This window comes from Diaphorobacter oryzae DSM 22780 (genome assembly GCF_059568935.1).
Genome location: NZ_JCANUL010000003.1, coordinates 205,337 through 228,204 on the forward strand (window position 1 = coordinate 205,337; position 22,868 = coordinate 228,204).

General features: G+C 67.6%; 22 protein-coding genes and 1 tRNA gene. 20 read left to right on the plus strand and 3 right to left on the minus strand.

Features of this window, described 5'->3' with window-relative positions; genetic code table 11:
* Positions 1–20 precede the first annotated feature (20 nt).
* The 17 genes from BP68_RS07035 to BP68_RS07115 all read left to right on the plus strand — a co-directional run bounded on the left by BP68_RS07035 (position 21) and on the right by BP68_RS07115 (position 17,948).
* Entirely contained in the window at positions 21–962 is a 942-nt protein-coding gene (locus tag BP68_RS07035; RefSeq protein WP_496370054.1) for an ABC transporter permease, read from the plus strand.
* 8 nt (positions 963–970) lie between these two features.
* Positions 971–1,876 (plus strand): ABC transporter permease, encoded by a 906-nt coding sequence (locus BP68_RS07040; protein WP_496370056.1) that lies wholly within the window; start codon positions 971–973, stop codon positions 1,874–1,876.
* Positions 1,877–1,914: 38 nt separating this feature from the next.
* Positions 1,915–3,579: an ABC transporter ATP-binding protein gene (locus BP68_RS07045; RefSeq protein WP_496370058.1), complete on the plus strand. Its 1,665-nt coding sequence runs from the start codon at positions 1,915–1,917 to the stop codon at positions 3,577–3,579.
* Between the two features lie 49 nt (positions 3,580–3,628).
* Positions 3,629–5,131: a M81 family metallopeptidase gene (locus tag BP68_RS07050; protein WP_496370393.1), complete on the plus strand. Its 1,503-nt coding sequence runs from the start codon at positions 3,629–3,631 to the stop codon at positions 5,129–5,131.
* Positions 5,132–5,281: 150 nt separating this feature from the next.
* The gene (gene hutC / locus BP68_RS07055; protein ID WP_496370060.1) at positions 5,282–6,052 is read left to right on the plus strand and encodes a histidine utilization transcriptional repressor HutC; all 771 of its coding nucleotides are present in this window, start codon (positions 5,282–5,284) and stop codon (positions 6,050–6,052) included.
* 118 nt (positions 6,053–6,170) lie between these two features.
* Entirely contained in the window at positions 6,171–7,739 is a 1,569-nt protein-coding gene (gene hutH, locus BP68_RS07060) for a histidine ammonia-lyase (protein ID WP_496370062.1), read from the plus strand.
* Between the two features lie 24 nt (positions 7,740–7,763).
* Complete coding sequence (gene hutU / locus BP68_RS07065) at positions 7,764–9,482, plus strand: urocanate hydratase (RefSeq protein WP_496370064.1); 1,719 nt, start codon at positions 7,764–7,766, stop codon at positions 9,480–9,482.
* Between the two features lie 118 nt (positions 9,483–9,600).
* Positions 9,601–10,350, plus strand: coding sequence for an IclR family transcriptional regulator (locus tag BP68_RS07070; protein WP_496370066.1), 750 nt, complete (start codon positions 9,601–9,603; stop codon positions 10,348–10,350).
* A gap of 54 nt (positions 10,351–10,404) precedes the next feature.
* Positions 10,405–11,154: a glutamine ABC transporter substrate-binding protein gene (locus tag BP68_RS07075; RefSeq protein ID WP_496370395.1), complete on the plus strand. Its 750-nt coding sequence runs from the start codon at positions 10,405–10,407 to the stop codon at positions 11,152–11,154.
* Between the two features lie 30 nt (positions 11,155–11,184).
* The gene (locus BP68_RS07080) at positions 11,185–11,853 is read left to right on the plus strand and encodes an amino acid ABC transporter permease (protein WP_496370068.1); all 669 of its coding nucleotides are present in this window, start codon (positions 11,185–11,187) and stop codon (positions 11,851–11,853) included.
* Positions 11,850–12,632: an amino acid ABC transporter ATP-binding protein gene (locus tag BP68_RS07085; protein WP_496370070.1), complete on the plus strand. Its 783-nt coding sequence runs from the start codon at positions 11,850–11,852 to the stop codon at positions 12,630–12,632. Before BP68_RS07080 ends, BP68_RS07085 begins: the two co-directional genes overlap by 4 nt.
* A gap of 22 nt (positions 12,633–12,654) precedes the next feature.
* The gene (locus BP68_RS07090) at positions 12,655–13,518 is read left to right on the plus strand and encodes a phytanoyl-CoA dioxygenase family protein (RefSeq protein WP_496370072.1); all 864 of its coding nucleotides are present in this window, start codon (positions 12,655–12,657) and stop codon (positions 13,516–13,518) included.
* 17 nt (positions 13,519–13,535) lie between these two features.
* Positions 13,536–14,114, plus strand: a complete 579-nt coding sequence (locus tag BP68_RS07095; RefSeq protein WP_496370074.1) for a HutD/Ves family protein — start codon at positions 13,536–13,538, stop codon at positions 14,112–14,114.
* A gap of 71 nt (positions 14,115–14,185) precedes the next feature.
* Positions 14,186–15,442: an imidazolonepropionase gene (gene hutI, locus BP68_RS07100; protein WP_496370076.1), complete on the plus strand. Its 1,257-nt coding sequence runs from the start codon at positions 14,186–14,188 to the stop codon at positions 15,440–15,442.
* Positions 15,439–16,830, plus strand: coding sequence for a formimidoylglutamate deiminase (locus tag BP68_RS07105; protein ID WP_496370078.1), 1,392 nt, complete (start codon positions 15,439–15,441; stop codon positions 16,828–16,830). The genes hutI and BP68_RS07105 overlap by 4 nt, the downstream gene beginning before the upstream one ends.
* A 12-nt stretch (positions 16,831–16,842) precedes the next feature.
* The gene (gene hutG / locus BP68_RS07110) at positions 16,843–17,670 is read left to right on the plus strand and encodes an N-formylglutamate deformylase (protein WP_496370080.1); all 828 of its coding nucleotides are present in this window, start codon (positions 16,843–16,845) and stop codon (positions 17,668–17,670) included.
* 17 nt (positions 17,671–17,687) lie between these two features.
* Positions 17,688–17,948: a hypothetical protein gene (locus BP68_RS07115; protein ID WP_496370082.1), complete on the plus strand. Its 261-nt coding sequence runs from the start codon at positions 17,688–17,690 to the stop codon at positions 17,946–17,948.
* A gap of 57 nt (positions 17,949–18,005) precedes the next feature.
* On the opposite strand, the gene asd is transcribed toward BP68_RS07115, so the two are convergent.
* A complete protein-coding gene (asd, locus tag BP68_RS07120) occupies positions 18,006–18,857 on the minus strand; it encodes an archaetidylserine decarboxylase (RefSeq protein WP_496370084.1) in 852 nt (283 codons plus the stop codon).
* 225 nt (positions 18,858–19,082) lie between these two features.
* Here asd and BP68_RS07125 point away from each other — a divergent pair, with 225 nt between their 5' ends.
* From BP68_RS07125 to BP68_RS07135, 3 genes are all read left to right on the plus strand, one after another.
* Positions 19,083–20,252, plus strand: coding sequence for an HPP family protein (locus BP68_RS07125; protein WP_496370086.1), 1,170 nt, complete (start codon positions 19,083–19,085; stop codon positions 20,250–20,252).
* Between the two features lie 240 nt (positions 20,253–20,492).
* Positions 20,493–20,762, plus strand: a complete 270-nt coding sequence (gene infA, locus BP68_RS07130; RefSeq protein ID WP_496370088.1) for a translation initiation factor IF-1 — start codon at positions 20,493–20,495, stop codon at positions 20,760–20,762.
* A 64-nt stretch (positions 20,763–20,826) separates the two neighbouring features.
* A tRNA-Pro gene (locus BP68_RS07135) sits at positions 20,827–20,903 on the plus strand.
* Between the two features lie 69 nt (positions 20,904–20,972).
* On the opposite strand, the gene BP68_RS07140 is transcribed toward BP68_RS07135, so the two are convergent.
* A complete protein-coding gene (locus tag BP68_RS07140) occupies positions 20,973–21,998 on the minus strand; it encodes a site-specific integrase (protein ID WP_496370090.1) in 1,026 nt (341 codons plus the stop codon).
* Positions 21,995–22,612: a hypothetical protein gene (locus BP68_RS07145; RefSeq protein ID WP_496370092.1), complete on the minus strand. Its 618-nt coding sequence runs from the start codon at positions 22,610–22,612 to the stop codon at positions 21,995–21,997. The genes BP68_RS07140 and BP68_RS07145 overlap by 4 nt, the downstream gene beginning before the upstream one ends.
* Between the last annotated feature and the right edge of the window lie 256 nt (positions 22,613–22,868).

A 22,868-nucleotide genomic window follows, 5' to 3' on the forward strand; every position in this document is an offset into this window, starting at 1 on the left:
ATGAAAAAGGGTCTTTCGCCATGATCGCATTCGTCATCAAACGCATGGCCGCAGCATTGCCAGTGATGGCCGTGGTTGCTGCCGTTGTCTTTGCCATCCTGCGTCTCACGCCGGGAGACCCTGCCGCGATTCTGGCGGGGGACTCTGCCACGCCAGAGCAGCTGGATGCCATCCGCCAGAACCTCGGGCTGGACCAGCCGCTGCACCAGCAGTTCTTCCACTGGATCGCTCAGTTGCTGAGTGGTGACCTGGGCACCTCGCTGCTTTCGGGAACGCCGGTGGTGGAGATGATCGGTCAGCGCATGGGGCCGTCCATCGCCCTGTGCCTGAGCACCATCGTCGTGGCCATCGTGGTGGCCGTGCCGCTGGGTGTGCTCGCCGCCTGGCGGCAGGGCAAGCTGCTGGACCGCGCCGTGATGGCGCTGTCGGTTCTGGGCTTCTCCATTCCCGTGTTTGTCACGGGCTATGTGCTGATCCTCACGCTGTCGCTGGGCGCGGGCTGGTTCCCGGTGCAGGGCTACAAGCCGCTGTCGGAAGGCGTATGGCCCTTCCTGCGCTCCATCGCCTTGCCGACCATGGCGCTGAGCACGGTCTATATCGCCCTGATTGCCCGCATCACGCGTACCAGTGTGATCGAGGTGATGAACGAGGACTTCATCCGCACGGCCCGTGCCAAGGGGCTGAACGAGCGGGGGGTACTGCTGGGCCATGCACTGCGCAACGCGGCGGTGCCCATCGTCACCATCATTGGCGTGGGCATTGCCATGCTGATTGGCGGTGTGGTGGTGACCGAGTCGGTCTTCAACCTCCCGGGCCTGGGCCGGCTGGTGGTGGAGGCCGTGCTGGCGCGTGACTACCCCGTCATCCAGGCGCTGATCCTGCTGTTCGCGCTGGTGTATGTGTTGATCAATCTGGTGGTGGACATGTCCTACACCTTGTTCGATCCCCGAATCCGCTACTGAGGTCTGGCATGACGCAACTCTCTCCCTCTCATCCTGCCGACCTGGGCCACGCCGCGGTTGCCATTGACGAAGCGCCGCCCAAGCGCTCCCAGCTGTGGAACACGCTCAAGAGCTGGCCGGTGATGCTCTCGCTCATCGTGCTGGCCGCCGTTGTGTGCATGGCCATGGCCGCGCCGCTGCTGGCGGGCTCCGATCCGACGGAAATCAACCCTGCGCAGCGCCTGCGCCCGATCACGGCAGAGCACTGGCTGGGCACCGATGCCTACGGCCGGGACGTTTTCAGCCGCATCCTCTACGGGGCCCGCGTCTCGTTGGTGGTCGGTTTAGGCGTGGCGGCATTCAGCCTGGTGATTGGCCTGTTCATCGGCGTGTTGGCGGGCTACTTCCGATGGGTCGATGCGATCGTCATGCGCGTCATGGATGGGCTGATGGCCATTCCCGGCATCCTGCTGGCCATCGCGCTGGTGTCGATCTCGGGAGCCAGCCTGCTCACCGTGTTGATTGCAATCACGGTCCCCGAGGTGCCGCGCGTGGTCCGTCTGGTGCGTGGCGTGATTCTGAGCGTACGCAACGAACCGTATGTGGAGGCAGCGCTCACCCTGGGGACGCCGCTGCCCACGTTGATGCTGCGCCACCTGGTGCCCAACACCATGGCTCCGCTGATCGTGCAATGCACGTACATCTTCGCCTCCGCCATCTTGACCGAAGCCATCCTGAGCTTCCTCGGGGCCGGGGTGCCGCCAGAGACTTCATCGTGGGGCAACATCATGGCCGAGGGACGCGCCTACTTCCAGCTGTACCCGGGGCTGGTGCTGTACCCCGGTCTGCTGCTGTCCCTGACGGTGCTGAGTGTCAACCTGCTGGGCGATGCGCTGCGCGATGCGCTCGACCCGCGCATGGCCAAGCGCATGTGACGCGCCATTGCCATGTTCAATTTCTTGTGGATCAAGCAATGACACAAACCACTACAACCCAACAGGCCGTGCTCACCATCAAGAACCTTTCGGTGCAGCTCAAGGGTGCAGCCGAAGGCAAAACGCTGGTCAGTCACCTCGACCTCCAGGTGCACGCAGGCGAAACGCTGTGCATCGTGGGCGAGTCGGGATCGGGCAAGTCCCTCACTTCGCTGGCCACCATGGGGCTGCTGCCGGCCGACAGCCTGCAGGTGTCTTCGGGCGCCATCGAGCTGGACGGACAGGACTTGTTGCGCATGAGTGCCAGCCAGATGCGCGCGCTGCGTGCATCACAGTTGGCGATGGTGTTTCAGGAGCCCATGACGGCCTTGAATCCCGTGCATCGCGTGGGCGCGCAGATCGAAGAGGTGCTGAAGCTCCATTCCAGCCTGTCCGCGTCGCAGCGCCGCGCCAAGGTCCTGGAAATGCTGGAGTCGGTGCATCTGCCAGATGTGGAACGCATCTATGCGTCCTATCCCCACCAGCTTTCGGGGGGGCAGCGCCAGCGCATCGTCATCGCGATGGCGCTGATTCTGAAGCCGCGTCTGCTCATTGCGGACGAGCCGACCACGGCGCTGGATGTGACCACGCAAAAGCAGATCCTCTCGCTGATCCGTGAGCTGCAGGAAAAGAACGGTACGGCGGTGATTTTCATCACCCACGACTTCGGCGTGGTGGCAGAAATCGCCGACCGCATCCTGGTGATGCACCGTGGCAAGGTGGTGGAGTCGGGGACGCGTGAGCAGATCCTGGCCCATCCCGCGCAGGACTACACGCGCATGCTGGTGTCTTCCGTGCCCAGCCTGGTGCCGCATTCCCGCGCGCAGCCGGAGGGCGAAGCCATCTTGCAGGTGCGCAGCCTGGAAAAGACATACCCCAAATCCAAGGGCCTGTGGCGCAAGCCCGAGATGGTGCATGCGGCCAACGACGTGTCGCTCACGCTGCGCCGGGGCGAGATCCTGGGCATCGTGGGTGAATCGGGATCAGGCAAGTCCACGGTGGCGCGTTGCATCGTGCGCCTGATTGACCCCAGTGGTGGCGCTATCCGTCTGCAGCAAGATGACATCACCCATTTGGGGCGCGGCGCGCTGGCGCCGCTGCGCAAGCGCATCCAGATCGTGTTCCAGGATCCGTACCGCAGCCTGAACCCGCGCCGCCGCATTGGCGACTCGGTGATCGAAGGCCTGCTGAACTATGGCATGCCGCGTGAGCAGGCCATGGCCAAGGCGATCGAGGCCATGGATCTGGTGGGTCTGCCGCGGCAGGCGCTGGAGCGCTTTCCGCACCAGTTCTCCGGTGGCCAGCGCCAGCGCATCTGCATTGCCCGCGCACTGGTGATGGAACCCGACGTGTTGGTGGCAGACGAAGCGGTTTCCGCGCTCGATGTCTCGGTGCAGGCGCAGGTGCTGGAGCTGCTTGAAGAGGTACGCCAGCGCGTGGGTATCGGGGTGCTGTTCATCACGCACGACCTGCGCGTGGCAGCCCAGATCTGCGACACCATCATGGTCATGAAGAGTGGCCGGGTGGTGGAGTCAGGCACGGTGCAGCAGGTGCTCGGAGCGCCACAGCAGGCCTACACCCAGGCATTGATCGATGCCGCACCCGGCCGTCACTGGGACTTCCAGAATTTCCGACCTGTATCTGAAGAAGCGCTTGCCGCTTGAGTTTGTCGGCATCCGTGCGGGTGCCTCTTTATCCCTTGAGAAAAAAGACATGGCCAAAATTGTGTACGGTGGTTTTCAGCATGAGACAAACACCTTTGCCCCTGATCTGGCGGATTGGGCGGCATTCCAGGCGGGTGGGGGCTGGCCCGGATTGGTTTCGGGTGATCGCTTGTGGGATGCGATCCGGGGATCCAACATTCCCGCAGCGGGCTTTGTCCAATCCGCACTGGAAGCCGGCGATGAGGTAGTGCCCACGGCCTGGTGTGCGGCAAGCCCATCGGCCCATGTGGAGCAGGAGACCTATGAGCGCATCGCCGGAATGATCCTGGATGGCATCAGGAACGCGTTGCCTGTCGATGCGGTCTACCTCGACCTGCATGGCGCGATGGTGGCGCAGCACTACGATGACGGGGAGGGTGAGTTGCTGCGCCGCGTGCGTGCGCTGGTCGGCGCGCATGTGCCCGTGGTCGCCAGCCTGGACTTGCATGGCAACGTGACGAGCCAGATGCTGAGCGAGGCCGACATCCTGGTGGCCTACCGTACCTATCCGCATGTGGACATGGCCGACACGGGCGTGCGCGCCTATCACCAGCTCAAGCGTCGCCTGGAGACGGGGCGCAGGCCCGCGCTGGCGGTGCAGCGTTTGCCGTATCTGGTGCCGATCTGCTGGCAATGCACCGATATCGAGCCGGCCAAGACCCTGTACCAGCAGCTGGAGGCCCGCGAAACTGCCGGAACGCATATCTCATTCGCCACGGGGTTTCCTGCGGCGGACTTCGAGGAGTGCTCTCCTGTTCTGTGGGCCTATGCGGATACCCAGGAGCAGGCCGAGGCACTGCTTGCACCATTGGCGCAGGCGGCACTGGAGGCGGAGTCGCGTTTTGCGGGCAAGCTGTATGGGCCTGCGGAGGCCGTTCAGTACGCGCAATCACATGCGGGCGGTGGCAAGCCCACCATCATTGCCGACGCGCAGGACAATCCTGGCGCAGGCAGCAATTCCGACTCGACCGGCATGCTGCGCGCCCTGGTCGCTTGCAAGGCGCAGAACGCCGCCATCGGGCTCATCGTCGATCCGGCATCGGCTGACAGGGCGCACCAGGCAGGAGAGGGCGCGCGGGTGCGCCTGTCGCTGGGCGGCAAATCGGGCGTCGAAGGCGATGCGCCATTCGAGGCCGAGTTTGTGGTCGAGAAAATCTCTGACGGCAAGGTCAACGCCACGGGGCCTTACTACCGGGGCTTCAGGCTGGATCTGGGGCCGTCCGCATGCCTGCGTATCGATGGCGTGCGCATCGTGGTCGCGTCGCAGAAGGTGCAGATGGCGGACCAGGCCATGTTCCGTGTGGTGGGTATCGAGCCGACGGCGCAGGACATTCTCGTGGTGAAGAGTGCCGTGCATTTCCGTGCGGACTACACGCCGATTGCCCGCGAGATCATCGTGGCCACGGCCCCTGGGTCCATGCCGATGGTGTTGGAAAACTTGCCCTGGACCAAGCTGAAGCCCGGCATACGCATTGATCCCTGCGGCAAGGCGTTCGAGCCTGCCATGGCCTGACAGGGGAGGGCGGGCCCAGGGCCTGTTCTCCTCTCTATATCCAAAGAGGCCGTGGCGCACGGCGGCCTTTAAGCGGCGTCCGTGGCTTGGCAGCCCGCTTGCTGCAGCAGTGGGATGCGGGGAGCTTGATGCCGCCGGCACAATCCCGTCATGAGCGCCAGACATCCCACCACAAAATCCGCCAGCCGGCAGGCACAGCCTGATCTGGCGTTGTATGCGCAGGTCAAGGACTTCATTGCGCGGCGCATCCAGGACGGCACTTGGCGCGCGGGCGATCGCCTGCCGTCGGAGAACGAACTGGTCGCGCAGTTCGGCATGTCCCGCATGACGGTGAACCGCGCACTGCGTGAGCTGGTGGAGCAGGGCCGCATCGTGCGGGTGGCGGGGGTCGGCAGCTTCGTGGCGGAGGACAAACCGCAGTCCACGCTGCTGCAGATTGCCAACCTGGCGGCGGAGATTCGCCAGCGCGGCCACGACTACCAGTGCAAGGTGCTGGTGGTGGAGCGCATCTCCGCACCCGTGGACGTGGCCGCGGCATTGGACCTGCGTGCCGGCGCATCGGTTTTCCACACCCTGTGCGTGCACCTGGAGGATGGTGTGCCGGTGCAGCTGGAGGACCGGTACGTGAACCCCAGGCTGGTGCCCGCCTTTGGCGCGCAGGACTTCTCGCGCCTGCAGCCTTCGGAGTTCCTGGTGCGCAACGTGCCTTTCGACCAGATGGAGCATGTGGTGGATGCCGTGCTGCCCACCGCCGAGCAGGCGCAGCTGTTGCAGATGGGGCCTGCCGACCCCTGCCTGCTGCTCACGCGGCGTACCTGGTCCCATGGCGTCCCCGTCACCATGGTGCGCTGCCTGCATCCCGGTTCGCGCTACCGTCTTGGCAGCCGCTTCCGGGCGGATGGGAACCCGCTGGTGGGGTGACGGCAGCAATACGGGTTAAACCTGTATATACAGGGTTGGCCGTCCATGTTCCAATAGCTACAGGAATGCCAGATTGCATGGATTTTTGGCTGAATACTTGTATATACAGGAAGCTGTGATGATGCCGATGCCCCCTCTTGTCTTGCAGCCTGGCCGGGTGACGCTGGCCCAATTGCGCCGCATCAGTGCGGGCGGAGTGCAACTGGAACTGGAGGCCGGCGCGGTGGCGGTCATGCTGGGGGCCAAAGCCACGGTGGATCGGATCGTCGAAGAGGACCAGGTGGTCTATGGCATCAACACCGGCTTCGGCAAGCTGGCCAGCACGAAGATCGCCCATGAGCGTCTGGCGGAGCTGCAGCGCAACCTGGTGCTCTCGCACAGCGTGGGCACGGGCGAGGCGCTGCCCGACGGCGTGGTGCGCCTGGTGCTCGCCACCAAGGCCGTGAGCCTGGCGCGTGGGCATTCGGGCATCCGCCCCGAGATCGTCGATGCGCTCTTGCGGCTGGCCAATGCCAATGTGCTGCCGGTCATTCCGGCGCAGGGCTCGGTGGGGGCATCGGGCGACCTGGCGCCGCTGGCGCACCTGGCCTGCGTGCTGATTGGCGAGGGCCAGGCGCAGGTGGGGGGCCGGGTCGTGCCAGGCCGCGAGGCCATGGCCGCCGTGGGGCTGCAGCCCTTCGTGCTGGGGCCGAAGGAGGGGCTGGCGCTGCTCAACGGCACGCAGGTATCCACGGCGCTGGCGCTGGCGGGCATGTTCGGCGCCGAGAGCGTGCTGGCCGCCGGGCTGATGGCGGGGGCGCTGTCGCTGGAGGCGATCAAGGGATCGGTCAAGCCGTTCGATGCGCGCATCCACGAGGCGCGTGGCCAGCCCGGCCAGATTGCGGTGGCCGCGGCCGTGCGTTCCCTGCTCGAAGGCAGCGAGATCGACCCCTCGCACCCCCACTGCGGCCGGGTGCAGGACCCGTATTCCATCCGCTGCGTGCCCCAGGTCATGGGTGCTTGCCTGGACAACCTCGGGCATGCGGCGCGTGTGCTGTGCATCGAGGCCAACGCGGCGTCGGACAACCCGCTCGTGTTCACCGACACCGGCGAGGTGATCTCGGGCGGCAACTTCCACGCCGAGCCCGTGGCCTTCGCGGCCGACATCATTGCGCTGGCCGTGGCCGAGATCGGCGCGATTTCCGAGCGGCGCCTGTCGCTGCTGCTCGATCCCGGCCTGTCCGGCCTGCCGGCCTTCCTGATCCGCGACAGCGGCGTGAACTCGGGATTCATGATCGCCCAGGTGACGGCGGCCGCGCTGGCGGCGGAGAACCAATGCCTGGCCAACCCCAGCAGCGTGACCAGCCTGCCCACCTCGGCCAACCAGGAGGACCATGTCTCCATGGCCACCTATGGCGCCAGGCGCCTGGCCGACATGGTGCGCAATGCCGCGGTGATGGTCGGCATTGAGGCCATGGCCGCGGCCCAGGGCATCGACTTCGACCGCGTGCCGGCGCCGGGCGCCGCAGCCAGGCCCTGGCTACACAGCTCGCCGCTCATGGAGGCGCAGCTGGCAGCCATCCGCGAGCGCGTGGCCTTCCTGGAACAGGACCGCTACCTGGCGCCCGACATCGAGGCCATGCGCCAGTGGGCCATGGACACCGTGTGGCCGGCGCCGCTGGCCGCCTGCCTGCCCAGCCACCAGTGATTGCACCCTGAAGGAGATTCCGTGATGAACGCCAATGACGCCACCGTGAACACTGTTGCCGACCCGCGCCATGACGCCAGCCGCGTGATCCGCGCACCGCGCGGCCAAGAGCTGCACTGCAAGAACTGGCTGGCCGAGGCGGCCTACCGCATGCTCCAGAACAACCTGGATCCCGAGGTGGCCGAGCGCCCGCAGGATCTCGTGGTCTACGGCGGCATCGGCCGCGCCGCGCGCGACTGGCAGTGCTTCGACCAGATCCTCGCATCGCTCAGGAAGCTGGAGGCCGACGAGTCGCTGCTGATCCAGTCGGGCAAGCCCGTGGGCGTGTTCAAGACCCATGAGAACGCGCCGCGCGTGCTGCTGGCCAATTCCAACCTCGTACCCCAATGGGCCAACTGGGAGCACTTCAGCGAGCTGGACCGCAAGGGCCTGTTCATGTACGGCCAGATGACGGCCGGCAGCTGGATCTACATCGGCACGCAAGGCATCGTGCAAGGCACCTACGAAACCTTTGCCGAGGCCGGCCGCAGGCACTACGGCGGCTCTCTGGCTGGCAAGTGGATCCTCACGGCCGGCCTGGGCGGCATGGGGGGCGCGCAGCCGCTGGCGGCCACGTTCGCGGGCGCGGTGTCGCTCAACATCGAATGCCAGCAAAGCAGCATCGATTTCCGCCTGCGTACGCGCTACGTGGACAAGCAGGCGCGCGATATCGACCATGCGCTTGAACTCATCCAGCAGCACACGGCAGCCAAGGAGGCGGTGTCCATCGCGCTGCTGGGCAACGCCGCCGACATCCTGCCCGAGTTGGTGCGCCGCGCCAGGGCCGGTGGCTTGCGGCCCGACCTGGTCACCGACCAGACCTCGGCCCACGACCTTGTCAACGGCTATTTGCCCAGCGGCTGGACGGTGGCGCAATGGCGCGCCGCGCAGCAGGACCTGACGCGGCACGAGGTCTTGAAGAAAGCCGCCGCCCGATCTTGCGCCGTGCATGTGCAGGCCATGCTGGACTTCCAGGCCATGGGCATCCCGGTGGTGGACTACGGCAACAACATCCGCCAGGTGGCGTTCGACGAGGGAGTGAAGAACGCCTTCGACTTTCCCGGTTTCGTGCCGGCCTACATCCGCCCGCTGTTCTGCGAGGGCAAGGGCCCGTTCCGCTGGGTGGCGCTCTCGGGTGACCCGGAGGATATTCGCAAGACTGACGCCAAGATCAAGGAGCTGTTCCCCCAGAACAAGCACGTACACCGCTGGCTCGACATGGCGGGCGAGCGCATCGCCTTCCAGGGCCTGCCCGCGCGCATCTGTTGGCTGGGCCTGGGCGAACGCCACATCGCGGGCCTGGCCTTCAACGCGATGGTGAAGAGCGGCGAATTGAAGGCGCCCATCGTCATCGGCCGCGACCACCTCGACACCGGCTCGGTCGCCAGCCCCAACCGCGAGACCGAGGCCATGAAGGACGGCAGCGACGCGGTGAGCGACTGGCCGCTGCTCAACGCGCTGCTCAACACCGCGGGTGGCGCCACCTGGGTCAGCCTGCACCATGGCGGCGGTGTGGGCATGGGTTACTCGCAGCACGCGGGCGTGGTCATCGTGGCCGACGGCACCGACGCGGCCGCGGCGCGCCTGTCGCGCGTGCTCTGGAACGACCCTGCCTCGGGCGTGATGCGCCATGCCGACGCGGGCTACGAGAGCGCCATTGCCTGTGCCCAGCGCAATGGTCTGAACCTGCCCATGGTGCGTTGAGGCGCTGAGAAAAGGAGGGGGAGGGTAATCCCTTAAAACGCCAAAAAAGGGAACTGCATTCCCAAGAGTTGGGAATGAGGGGCTGTGATTGGCCGCCGCTTGCTTTGATACTGCAGCCATGTCCAAGAGTGTTCCGTCCGCTGCCATTCCCACGGCCGACCGTGTGCTGCAGGTGCTGGCCGTGCTGGCCCAGCAGGGCAGGGCGCTGTCCGCCGCGGAGCTCATGGAGCACACGGGCCTGGCGCGCAGCACGCTGTACCGCCAGCTCGCGCGGCTCAAGCGCTGGGGCTTCGTACTCGAGAGCGACGGCGACTACGCGCCCGGGCCGCTGAGCCTGCAGCTCGCGCTGGGATTCGACCTGGCCTCGCACCTGGTGCGCCAGGCGCGCCCCGGCATGGTGGAGCTGTCGCAGCAGTCGCACGAGAGCGTGGGCCTGATCGTGGCCGTGAACGACCAGGCGATCTGCCTCGACATGGTGGAAAGCCAGCATTCGCTGCGCTGCTCGTTCGAGAAGGGGCGCAGCGTGCCCCTGCGTGCGGGGGCATCGGCCAAGTGCGTGCTGGCCCACCTGCCCGAGGCCGCGCGCGCGGCCGTGCTGGACGCCCAGTGGGGTGCCGGCACGCCCCAGCGCCAGGCCGCGCAGGACGAGCTGGAGGCCATTCGCAAGGCGGGCTACGCCGTGAGCGCGGGCGAGGTGGACCCCGGCGTGTGGGGCTGCAGCGTGCCGCTGTTCGGCGCCTCGCGCCAGGCCGCCGGCGCCATCACGCTCATGGCACCGATCTTGCGAGCCCAGGGGCAGGAGCAGGCGCTGATCCGCATGGCCGTCGTGGCCGCCGCGCGCATATCGCGCCAGCTGGTTCTGCACTGAGCCCCCATTTTTTGTTCCCCATCCCTCAACCTTCCCACAGGAGACTTCCCCATGATGAGCATTCGCCGCAACCTTCTTCTCGCCGGCATGGCCGCATTGGCTCTGGGCGGCGCCAGCGTGCACGCCCAGGACAACGTGCTGCGCGTGGGCACCGACGCCACGTTCCCGCCCATGGAGTTCGTCGAGAACGGCAAGCGCACGGGCTTCGACATCGAACTGGTCGAGGCCATCGGCAAGGCCATGGGCAAGCAGGTCGAGTGGGTGGACATCGACTTCAAGGGTCTGATTCCGGGCCTGATCTCCAAGCGCTTCGACATGGCCGTCTCCGCCATCTACATCACTGACGAGCGCAAGAAGGTGGTGGACTTCACCGAGCCCTACTACGCGGGCGGCCTGGTGGCCATGGTGAAGGAGGGCAACACCTCCATCAAGAAGCTGGCCGACCTGGACGGCAAGAAGGTCTCCGTGCAGGTGGGCACCAAGTCGGTGGGTTACCTCACGCAGCACTACCCCAAGGTGCAGCGCGTCGAGGTCGAGAAGAACCAGGAGATGTTCAACCTCGTGGACATCGGCCGTGCCGATGCCGCCGTGACCGGCAAGCCCGCGGCCTTCCAGTACGTGCGCACGCGCCCCGGCCTGCGCGTGCTGGACGAGCAGATCACCACCGAGGAATACGGCATGGCCCTGCGCAAGGACACGCCCGAGCTGACGAAGGCCGTGAACGGCGCGATCGCCAAGCTCAAGGCCGATGGCACCTATGCCGCCATCGTGAAGAAGTGGTTCAGCGCCCCCGCGGCCAAGTGAACCCGGACTGAACCGACGACGACCTGAGCGATGGAACTCGACTTCTCCCCCGTCTGGGCCGGCTGGCCCCAGCTGCTGCAGGGCGCGGCGGTGACCGTGGAAATCACGGCCGCCTCGCTGCTGCTGGGCTGCGTCATGGGCTTGCTGGTGGGCATCGGCCGCCTCAACCCCAAGAACCGCATCGTGTATGGCCTGTGCACGGCCTATGTGGCGGCCATTCGCGGCACGCCGCTGCTGGTGCAGCTGTTCATCCTGTTCTTCGGCCTGCCGCAGTTCGGCATCCTGCTGCCGGCCTTCGTGTGCGGCGTGATCGGCCTGGGCATCTATTCGGGCGCCTATGTGTCCGAGATCGTGCGCGGTGCCATCCAGTCCATCGACAAGGGCCAGATGGAGGCCGCGCGCTCCATCGGCATGTCGTCGGGCCAGGCCATGCGCAGCGTGGTGCTGCCGCAGGCCATCGTGCGCATGATCCCGCCGCTGGGCAACGAGTTCATCGCGCTGATCAAGAACTCGGCCCTGGTGTCGCTGCTCACCATCCACGACCTCATGCACGAGGGGCAGAAGATCATCAGCGTGTCGTACCGCTCGCTGGAGGTGTACCTGGCCATCGCGGTCGTGTACTTCATTCTCACGGGCGCCACCACGCTGGTGCTGCGCCACATGGAACTGCGCCTGCGCGCCGGAGGAATGGTGCAATGACAAAGCAACCTGTTTCCCGGGCCGCCGAGCCCATGGTGCGCATTCGCGGCCTGCGCAAGGCCTTCGGCGAGCATGTGGTGCTCAATGGCATCGACTTCGATGTGCAGCCCTCGCAGGTGGTGGTCGTGATCGGCCCCAGCGGCTCGGGCAAGAGCACCTTTCTGCGCTGCTGCAACGGCCTGGAGCAGCCCCAGGGCGGGCGCATCGACATCTGCGGGCGCACGCTGGTGGATGAAGGCCGCATGCTGCCCGACCGCGACCTCAACGCGCTGCGCGAAGAGGTGGGCATGGTGTTCCAGTCGTTCAACCTGTTCCCGCACCTGTCGGTGATCGACAACGTGACGCTGGGCCCGCGCAAGCTGCACAACGTGCCGCGCGCCGAGGCCGAAACGCAGGCGCGCGTGCTGCTCGAAAAGGTGGGCCTGGCCCACAAAGCCGAAGCCATGCCGGGCAGCCTCTCGGGCGGCCAGAAGCAGCGCGTGGCGATTGCCCGCGCGCTGGCCATGAAGCCGCGCGTGATGCTGTTCGACGAGCCCACCTCGGCCCTCGACCCCGAGCTCGTGGGCGAGGTGCTGCAGGTCATGAAGCTGCTGGCGCGCGAGGGCATGACCATGATGGTCGTGACCCACGAGATGGACTTCGCGCGCGAGGTGGGCGACGTGGTCGTCGTCATGGACGGCGGCGGCATTATCGAAGCCGGCCCGCCGGCCACCATCTTCACCAACCCCACGCAGGAGCGCACGCGCAGCTTCCTGCAGGCCGTGCTCACGCGCGCCTGAACCCACCACGGAGCAAGTCACCATGGCATTCACCGCACCCTTGGTTCCCGGCACGGATCTGCAGCGCCGGCTGCAAGAGCGCGTCACGGATGCCCTGGTGGCCGACTTCGCGCGCGACGGCGCCGTGTGCATCCGCCAACTGCTCACGCCGGACGAGGTGGCGCTGCTGCGCAGCGGCATCGACGCCAACCTGGCCGCGCCCAGCCCGCGCGCCAAGGTGGCCAGCCGGCCCGACGACCCGGGCCGCTTCTTCGAGGACTTCTGCAACTGGCAGGACATCGGCGAATTCGAGCGCTTCGTGCGCGAGACGCCCGTGGCCTGGGCCGCGCAGCGGCTCATGCAGTCGCCCACCGTGCGCCTGTACCACGACCATGTGCTGGTGAAGGAGCCGGGCACGCGCCAGCGCACGCCCTGGCACCAGGACCAGCCCTACTACAACATCGAGGGCCGCCAGAACATCAGCCTGTGGATTCCCGTGGACCCCGTGCCGCGCGCGTCCACGCTTGAATTTGTGGCTGGCTCGCACCGGGGGCCCTGGCTCATGCCGCGCACCTTCATGGACCACCAGGCGAAGTGGTTCCCCGAAGGCAGCCTGCAGGACCTGCCCGACATAGAGGCCGACCGCGCGGCCCACCCCATCCTGGGCTGGGCCACCGAGCCCGGCGACGTGGTGTGCTTCCACATGCTCACGCTGCACGGCGCCGGCGGCTTCGAGGGGCCGGGGCGGCGGCGCGTGTTCTCGGTGCGCTTCATGGGCGAGGACACGCGGCACGCGCCGCGCGCCTGGAAGACCTCGCCCGAATTCCCGGGCCTGGCGGGCGAACTGCCCGCGGGCGCGCCCATGGCCCACCCCCTGTTCCCCCTGCTGGTGGCGCAGGCCGCCTGATGTCCAACCACGTGCCCATGCAACGCTTCGATCTCGCGGCCGTGCCGCCCACCCCCTGGAAAAACGGCGGCGGCCACACGCGCGAACTGGCCTGCTGGCCGCCCGGCGCCGGCATGGACGGCTTCGAGTGGCGCGTGAGCGTGGCCACCATCGCGGCGCCGGGGCCGTTCTCGGCCTTCGCGGGCGTGGATCGCCAGATCATGCTGCTCGGCGGCGACGGCGTGCACCTGCGCACGCAGGACGGCAGCCTGCAGCACCGGCTGGACCGGCGTTGGCAGCCGCTGGCCTTCGCGGGCGAGGCGGCCGTGGACTGCACCCTGCTCGGCGGCGCCTCGACCGACTTCAATCTCATGCTGCGGCGCGGCCGCTGGCAGGGCGCCGTGGAGCCCGTGCGCGAGGCGCGCGTGCCCGGCAGCACGCCGGCGGGCCTGTGCATGGTGCTCGCGGGCCTTTGGCGCCGGGGCGGCGACACGCTGACGCCGGGCCAGGGTTTCTGGTGGAGCGCGGCCGAGGCCGGCCCGGCGCTCACGCCGCTGGCGGAGCAGGGCGGCGAGACGCCCGTGCTCGCCTGGGTGGGGCTGGAACCCCATATTTAAGAGAAATTGGCCTCCAGCGCTTTATGGGTAAGCGCTGGCAGCTATTTATTTGGTAGCAAATTGAATTGACCATGGACGACACCAACACCTTCCAGCCCCCCAGCGCCGACGGCGTCTGGGAAGGCCTGCGCCTCGCGCCCGGCCTGGCCCGCGCCGATGTGCCCGTGGCCCCCCATGAGGACGCCAGCGTGGTGGTGCAGGGCGGTGTGGTGCGCTGGGTGGGGCCGTCCCCGGCCCTGCCCGCCGGCTACGCGCCGCTGCCGCGCCACGGCGGGGGCGGGCGGCTGGCCACGCCCGGCCTGGTGGACTGCCACACCCATCTGGTCTATGGCGGCCAGCGGGCCCACGAATTCGCCATGCGCCTGGCCGGCGCCAGCTACGAAGAGGTGGCCCAGGCCGGCGGCGGCATCGTCTCCAGCGTGCGCGCCACGCGCGAGGCCAGCGAGGACGCGCTGTTCGCGCTCGCGCTGCCGCGCATGCAGGCGCTGCTGGACGAGGGCGTGTGCGCCATCGAGATCAAGTCAGGCTACGGCCTGGCCCTGGAACACGAGCGCAAGCAGCTGCGCGTGGCCCGGCGCCTGGGCGAGGCGCTGGGCGTGACGGTGCGCACCACCTTCCTGGGCGCCCACGCGCTGCCGCCCGAGTACGCCGGTCGCAGCCAGGACTACACCGACCTGGTCTGCCACGAGATGCTGCCCGCGCTGGCGGCCGAGGGGCTGGTGGACGCGGTGGACGTGTTCTGCGAGCGCATCGCCTTCACGCTGGCCGAGACCGGGCAGGTCTTCCAGGCCGCGCACAAGCTTGGCCTCCCGGTCAAGCTGCATGCCGGGCAGCTTTCCGACATGGGCGGCGCGCAGCTGGCGGCGCGCTACGGCGCGCTGTCGTGCGACCACATCGAACACCTGTCGCAGGAAGGCATCGACGCGATGCAGGCCGCCGGCACCGTGGCCGTGCTGCTGCCCGGCGCCTACTACACGCTGCGCGACACGCACCTGCCGCCCATCGCGCAGCTGCGTGCAGCGGGCGTGCCCATGGCCGTGTCCACCGACCACAACCCCGGCACCTCGCCCGCGCTCTCCTTGCTGCTCATGGCCAACATGGCCTGCACACTGTTTCGCCTCACGGTGCCCGAGGCCCTGGCCGGCATCACCACGCATGCGGCGCGCGCGCTGGGCCTCTCGGACACGCACGGCCTCATCGCGGCGGGGCGGCCCGCCAACTTCGTGCTCTGGTCCGTGGGCGAGGCGGCGGAGCTGGCCTACTGGTTCGGCCACAACCCGGCGCACACCATCGTGCGCCAGGGCCGCGTGGTGAAGGGGGCAGCATGAGCGCGCAGGCAGGCCAGCTTTTTGCCGAACATGCGCTGCTGCCGCATGGCTGGGCGCACAACGTGCTGCTGCAGTGGGATTCGGCGGGCAGCTTTACCGCCATCACGCCGGACGCCGCGCCCGGCAGCGCCCCCCGCGCGGCAGGCCCGGTGCTGCCCGGCATGCCCAACCTGCATTCGCACGCCTTCCAGCGCGCCTTCGCGGGGCTTACCGAATATCGCGGCGCGGGCCGCGACAGCTTCTGGAGCTGGCGCGATCTCATGTACCGCTTCGCGGGCCGCATCACGCCCGAGCAGCTCGAGGCCGTGGCCACCTGGCTGTATGTGGAGATGCTGGAGGCCGGCTACACCAGTGTCTGCGAGTTCCACTACCTGCACCACGACGTGGACGGCCGGCCCTACGCGGACGACGCCACCCTGTCGCTGGCGCTGCTGCGCGCGGCGCGGGCGGCGGGCATGGGCATGACGCTGCTGCCGGTGCTGTACCAGACCAGTGGGTTTGGCGGGCGGCCGCCGCGCGCGGACCAGGCGCGCTTCATCCGCTCCACCGACAACATGCTCTCATTATTGGAGCTGCTCACGCCTGCCACACGGGCGCAAGAGGCCAATTTGGGTCTTGCTCCCCATTCGCTGCGCGCCGTGCCGCCGGACAGCCTGCGCTGGGCCGTCGAAGGCCTGCAGGCGCTGTCACCGCGGGCGCCCGTGCACATCCATGTGGCCGAGCAAGAGCAGGAGGTGCAGGACTGCATCGCCTGGAGCGGCCTGCGCCCCGTGCAGTGGCTGCTGGAACACGCGCCCGTTGATGCGCGCTGGTGCCTGGTGCACGCCACGCACATGACGCCCGACGAATACGAGCGCGCCGCCCGCAGCGGCGCGGTGGCCGGCCTGTGCCCCACCACCGAGGCCAACCTGGGCGACGGCATTTTCGACGCGCCGCGCTGGCTGGCCGCCGGCGGCGTCTGGGGCGTGGGCTCCGACAGCCATGCCTGCGTGAACGCGGCCGAGGAACTCATGCTGCTGGAATACAGCCAGCGCCTGGCACGGCGTGAGCGCAACGTGATGGCCAGCGCAGCGCAGCCGCAGGTGGCCACGGCCCAGTGGCTGGCGGCGGTGCAGGGCGGGGCGCAGGCGGCAGGGCGGGCCGTGGCCGGCCTGGCCGTGGGCCAGCGCGCCGACTGCATCGTGCTGGATGCCGGGCATGTGGCGCTGGCCGGCCTGCCGCCCGAGCAGATGCTGGCCTCCCATGTGTTTGCCAGCCAGCGCGGCTCGGCGCTGTACAGTGTCTGGGTGGGAGGCGTCCGGCAGGTCGCCGCCGGCCGCCACACGCTGCACGACGCGGCGGCCCGGGCCTTTGCCGCGGCGCGCCAGGCGCTGCTGAACTCCCTGTGAACCCCTAGAGCCATGACCACCGCATTGACCGATCGCCCCGCCTTCACCTTCCACCAGGGCACCGAGCCGCTGCTCATCTCCATGCCCCATGTCGGCACCCATGTGCCGCCCGCCATCGCCGCGCGCCTGACCGACGAGGCCCGCCAGGTGCCCGACACCGACTGGCACCTGGAGCGCCTCTACGCCTTTGCCAGGGAGCTGGGCGCCTCCATCCTCGTGGCCACGCATTCGCGCTACGTGATCGACCTGAACCGTTCGCCCGACGGCGCCAGCCTCTACCCCGGCCAGAGCGTGACCGGCCTGTGCCCCGTGGACTCGTTCGACGACACGCCGCTCTACGCCCATGGCGACGACGTGCCGCAGGCGGCCGAGGTCGCCGCCCGGCGCGACGCCCTCTGGGCGCCGTACCACGCGCAGCTGCGCACGGAGCTGGACCGCCTGCGCGCCGCCCATGGCGTGGCCGTGCTGTGGGACGCGCATTCCATCCGCTCGGTGCTGCCGCGCTTTTTCGAGGGCAAGCTGCCCGACCTGAATCTGGGCACGGGCGATGGCACGAGCTGCGATGCCGCCCTGGCCGACGAGCTGCTGGCCATTGCCAAGACGGCGCCGGGCCACACCAGCGTGCTCAACGGCCGCTTCAAGGGCGGCCACATCACGCGCCACTATGGCGAGCCTGCGCGCAACATTCACGCCGTGCAGCTGGAGATGACGCAGTGCAGCTACATGCAGGAAGCGCTGCCCTTCGACTATCTGCCCGAGGTGGCGGCCCGAGTGCAGCCCACGCTGCGGCGCATGGTGGAGGCGACGCTGGCCTTCGCCCGGCAACGCGCGCAGGCCTGAAGCGCTAAGATGGCGGCATGCAGGTTTCCGAGCCATCGCTTGCCGTCCAAGACCCGTCCGAGGCGCCCTGGGGCTGGTCCAAGCATTTCCGCATGCCGGTGTACCGACCGGGCACCCGCGTGAAATGTGCCGGCAGCTGGGAGACGGTGAGCCATGTCTCGCTGCGCCGGCATGATCTTTCCGTGTACCTGGTCGGCCGTGCCGAGCCGGTCGATCCCATGGAGCTGGAGCTTGAACCCACGGTGTTCACCACCGTGCGCGTGCCGGACCGGCACTGATCTTCACCCCTGCTGGTGCGATGGCGAGCGGCCCGTGCCGCGCGCCGCAGGCGAGGCTCAGGCGCCGGGCCGCTGCGCCATGGCTTCGCCCAGGCGCACGGGACGCGCCGCCGCCCAGCCGGGTTCGAACCGCAGGGCACCACGCGGGAACAGCAGCACCACGGTGGAGCCGAGCAGGAAGCGTCCCATCTCTTCGCCCTGGCGCAGCAGGATCTGCTGGTCCGCATAGTCCCACCTGCGCGGCTGTCCGGTGCGCGGCGGGTTGACCTGGCCATGCCAGACGGTGGCCATGCTGCCCACGATGGTGGCGCCCACCAGCACCAGCGCCATGGGGCCGAGCGGGGTCTCGAACAGGCACACCACACGTTCGTTGCGCGCAAACAGCCCGGGCACGCCGCGCGCCGTGGTGGGGTTCACCGAGAACAGGGCGCCAGGCACATGCTCCATGCGCAGCAGGCGGCCGTCGCAGGGCATGTGGATGCGGTGATAGTCGCGCGGGCTCAGGTAGATGGTGGCAAAGCTGCCGTCCTGGAACTGCGCGGCCAGCGATGCGTCGCCGCCCAGCAGCGCCGTGGTGGAGTAATGGTGGCCCTTGGCCTGGAAGATCTGGTCGCGTTCGATGGGGCCGAGCTGGCTGACCGCGCCATCCACCGGGCACACGGCGGCGGCATCGGCCAGCGGGCGCAGGCCGGGACGCAGCGCGCGCGTGAAGAAGTCGTTGAAGGTGGCGTAGCTGGCGATGTCGGGGTTGGCCGCCTCCTCCATGTTCACCCGGTAACGGGCCACGAAGCGGCGGATGGTCGCCGTCGTCAGGCTGCCTGCGCGGGCCGACGCCAGCCGGCCGGCGAGGGTGGTCAGCGCCTGCTTGGGTAGCAGGTATTGGGGCAATACGGCGAGGCGATCAGACACGTAGCGACATTCCTTACAGAAAAGCTGGGCCATTCTAATGGCGGCCCGAGGGGCCGACGCCGAGGGCATCATGTCGCTTGCCTGGGCGGTTTCATGGCGGGCAGGGCGGCGGTGCGCGAAAGCCATGCAGGCCCGTGGCCCGAGCGTTGTGCCGATAATTCCCCGGTTCCCGCGGAAGTGCCCCCTGGATGGCTGAGGGGCCGGTGCGGAGCGTGTCTTTGAGTCATGTCTTCTTCCCCTTCCCCGAACGCCAACCCGGATACCGGCTCGCCAGACACTGGTGCCCGGCGGGTCCTGGCGTGGCTGCGCCGCTTCTGGCCGGCATCTGTAGGCATCGACCGGCGTGAGCGCCTGCGCATGGTGTCGGGCATCGTCCTCAGCGTGGCCGTTGTGGCTGCCCTGGCGCATTGGTTTGGCGCGGCTTTGCCTGCACCGTGGATGGTGGCTTCGCTGGGGTCGAGCGCCGTGCTGGTCATCGGCATGCCCTCCAGCCCGCTGGCGCAGCCATGGCCGGTGCTGGCGGGCAGCGTGCTGTCCTATCTGGTGGGCGTGGCCTGCGTGTCGCTGGTGCCCGACATCGCCCTGGCCAGCGGGCTGGCGGTGGGCCTGGCGGCGGCCGTGATGCTGGCGCTGCGCTGCCTGCACCCGCCCGGGGGCGCCCTGGCGCTGTTTGCCGTGCTCAATCCGCACGAGGGGGCGGCCATGGCCGTGTTTCCCATTGTGTTCAATGCGCTGATGCTGGTGCTGGTGGGTATCGCGTTCAATCACCTGACCGGCCGCAGCTACCCCCAAGCGCAGAGGCGTGCAAGCACCACGCACAAGGGTTCCGGTGCCTTCACCTCGGCAGACCTGGACGCGGCGCTGTCGCACTACAACCAGGTACTGGACGTGAGCCGTGCCGATCTGGAGGGCCTGTTGCACCTGGCCGGCAAGGCGGCGTTCCAGCGCACGCTGGGTGAGCTGCGCTGTCAGGAGATCATGTCGTCACCCGTGCATGCCGTGGCGGCCGACACCCCGCTGAAAGAGGCCTGGGCGCTGATGCGCAAGGAAGCGGTCAAGGCACTGCCCGTGGTGGACGCGCAGCGCAGGGTGGTCGGCATCGTCACCGTCTCGGACTTCATGCGGCTGGCCAGCCTCGAGATGCACGAGGGCATGGGGCAGCGCCTGCGCTCGCTCATCATGGGCAGGCCCAAGCGCCCGGATCAGGTGCATGGGCTGATGTCCTCTCCGGTGCAGCAGGTGCAGGCCGACCAGCATGTCATGGACCTGGTGCCGCTGTTCTCCGAGGCGGGCCACCATCACATCCCCGTGGTGAACGAGGCGCAGGAACTGGTCGGCATCATCACCCAGACCGATCTGGTGAAGACACTGGCGGCGGCGGTGGCACGGCCATAGGCGAGCGTCTTGACATGGCAGTACAATTGCGCCGCTCATGCACAGCGCTACGCCTGTCCATTGAAGACGTCTTCTCCCTGGCCTTCTGGCCTCCTGCGCCCTGGGCGCAGCGACTCTCCTGCCTGCATTGCACCGTGCCTCGAGCCCGCAAAGGGGCTGGGGCGGTCCCTGGTGGTGGACGGGCGCATCGGCTTCTCCAGGTGCCGCCAAAGACATTTGTTATTTAGAGATTGACCACACATGGCCAAAGAAGAATTGATTGAGATGCAGGGTAGCGTGACCGAAGTCCTGCCAGATTCACGCTTTCGCGTGACGCTGGACAACGGGCACCAGCTCATTGCCTACACCGGCGGCAAGATGCGCAAGCACCACATCCGCATTCTTGCGGGCGACAAGGTGTCGCTCGAGATGTCGCCCTATGACCTGACCAAGGGGCGCATCACCTTCCGTCACCTGGCAGGCCGGGGCCCGGGCCCTGGTGCCGGCACGCCGCCGGGCAAGAAGCGCTGAGCGCGACAAATATCACTCCCGTTTAGCCGAGCAGCATGGTTTGACGGGTTAGAATGCGAGCTGTCGGAGCGTAGCGCAGCCTGGTAGCGCATCTGCTTTGGGAGCAGAGGGTCGCGAGTTCGAATCCCGCCGCTCCGACCAATGAAATCAAGGCCTTGCATCAATTTGGTGCAAGGCCTTTTGTCTAACCAGACGGCACCTGTCTAACGGCTAGCGCGTCGCGCGCGTTGTGATGGCCTTCTTGTGGCGCACGTAATCCGCCGTCTGTGCCTGTGTCGAGTGGGCCCCCATCCGCTGAGCGTCGATGATCCCGCGCTTCGAATCGACGTCCGTCAAAGCCTTTGCCCGCAGATCTCGGAACTGGGTGTCCGGAATGCCGGCGCGCTTGATTCCTCGTTTCCAGGCCGTCACCGCCCCTGAATAGGTGTACCGTTGGCCGTCCTGCTTGCAGAACACGTAGCGCATGTTGGAACGGGGAAAGGCCTTGAGTCGGGCGACCAGTTTCTCCAGTCGAGGCGTCCAGCCAATCAGCACTGCGACCCCGGTGGAGGCCAGCGTCTTGCCGGGTTGGAACCTGATGCCCTCCTTGCCGATTTCTGACCATTCCATTGAGAGCAGATCGCTGGCGCGCTGGCCCGTCAGGTAGGCCATTTCCACCAGGCAGCAGATCATGGGCCCCGATGGCGTGCGCTTGCCGTCCTTCCCATAGCAGATCCCGACTTTGATCCTGCGCAGTTCCGAGTCTGTGATGTAGCGGCGCCGAGCCTTGATCGACATGGTGCGCAGGCTGTCCACTGGGTTCGTGCCAGGCTCACGAAAGCCACGCTCCTCGGCGTAGCGCAGCAACTCGCGCAGCATCGCCCGGTAGGCGTTGTGCGTGCGCGGCTTGTCGCGGAAATCCTTCAGGAACTCCACGATGTGCGGCGCGCGCACCTGGGGAGCCCTGAATTCCGCGAACGCCTGTGAGATCGTGCGCGTTTGGTAGGCGTCGTTGGCTTGCGTCTTCTTGCTGTGCGTGCTGCCGACATCCCGCAGCCAGTCACCGATCAGCCCTGGCATGGAGTCGTCCAGTACGTCGCGCGCCTCGATGTCGGCCAAGGCCCGATACATTGCGGGCAGCCCTTCGCGAATGGAGCACAGGCGCGTCCAGATTCGCTTGGGCCCATTCGCAGCGACGTGCCAATAGGCGCCGTTCTTGGCGTACACCCGCTTGGGCAAATCGCTTCGCTTGCTCATACCGCCTTCAGCTTTCTCAGCATGGGTTCACGGGCACGGTGGTCATTGGCCGCATGGCCGGCGGCGCAAATGGCATCGTAGTGCGCACGCTCCAGAATCACGTCGCCGGTTGTCTTTGAGCGGCGGGCGCGGTAGAAGCCCTGGCGATGCAGTTCTGGAATCTGCTCGCTGGCGCGCTTGTAGCCAGTAATCTGCTCGACTTCGTTGTCGGTGAGGATGATGCTCATGGCGTTGCACTCCGGTGCCTGTGCCCGCATGGCGTGGCCTGCATCGAAAGCCTGCACCAGCGATGGGTAATGCCCGCGCGCGGCGAAGTAGTCCGCGACATACCGCGCGCCGGTAACCTGAGGCGGATGCTCGCCCACCGGCTCCGCAATCTGGTGCAGGCACTGGCGCGAGCGCAGGGGCTCTACGCCACCCGCGCCGATGGCGGACTCCCACTGCTCCAGGGCATCAGCGACGGCGTGGTGCTCGTCATAGGCAGCCTTTGCCTCAGGCTCGCCTGTCCAGTCATGTCCGGTTGCCGCGAGCGTGTGGCCGCTCTTGAGTTCTTCGGCGGTCTCGCGCAACAAGCGCACGGCGTGGGCGATAGGGTCTTGGATCGGTGTGCTCATTGCATGCTCCATCGAACGCAGGCCGCCGCCACGCAGCGGCCAGAGGTGTGGCCGTCGGCCGTCACCGTGAAGTTGAGGCGGCTGCCGCACTTGGGGCAGTTCATGTGGGCTGACACTGGAGAGCTGGGCCGGTAGGTCGGAGGCTTGCAGTGCGTGTTGCGCACTGAGGCGATGGCCCTTGCTGTGGGGCCGGCGAGGGCGGAGAAGGCGGCGGTGGTCATACTCTGTCCTCAGAAGGAGGTGAGATGGACGAAAG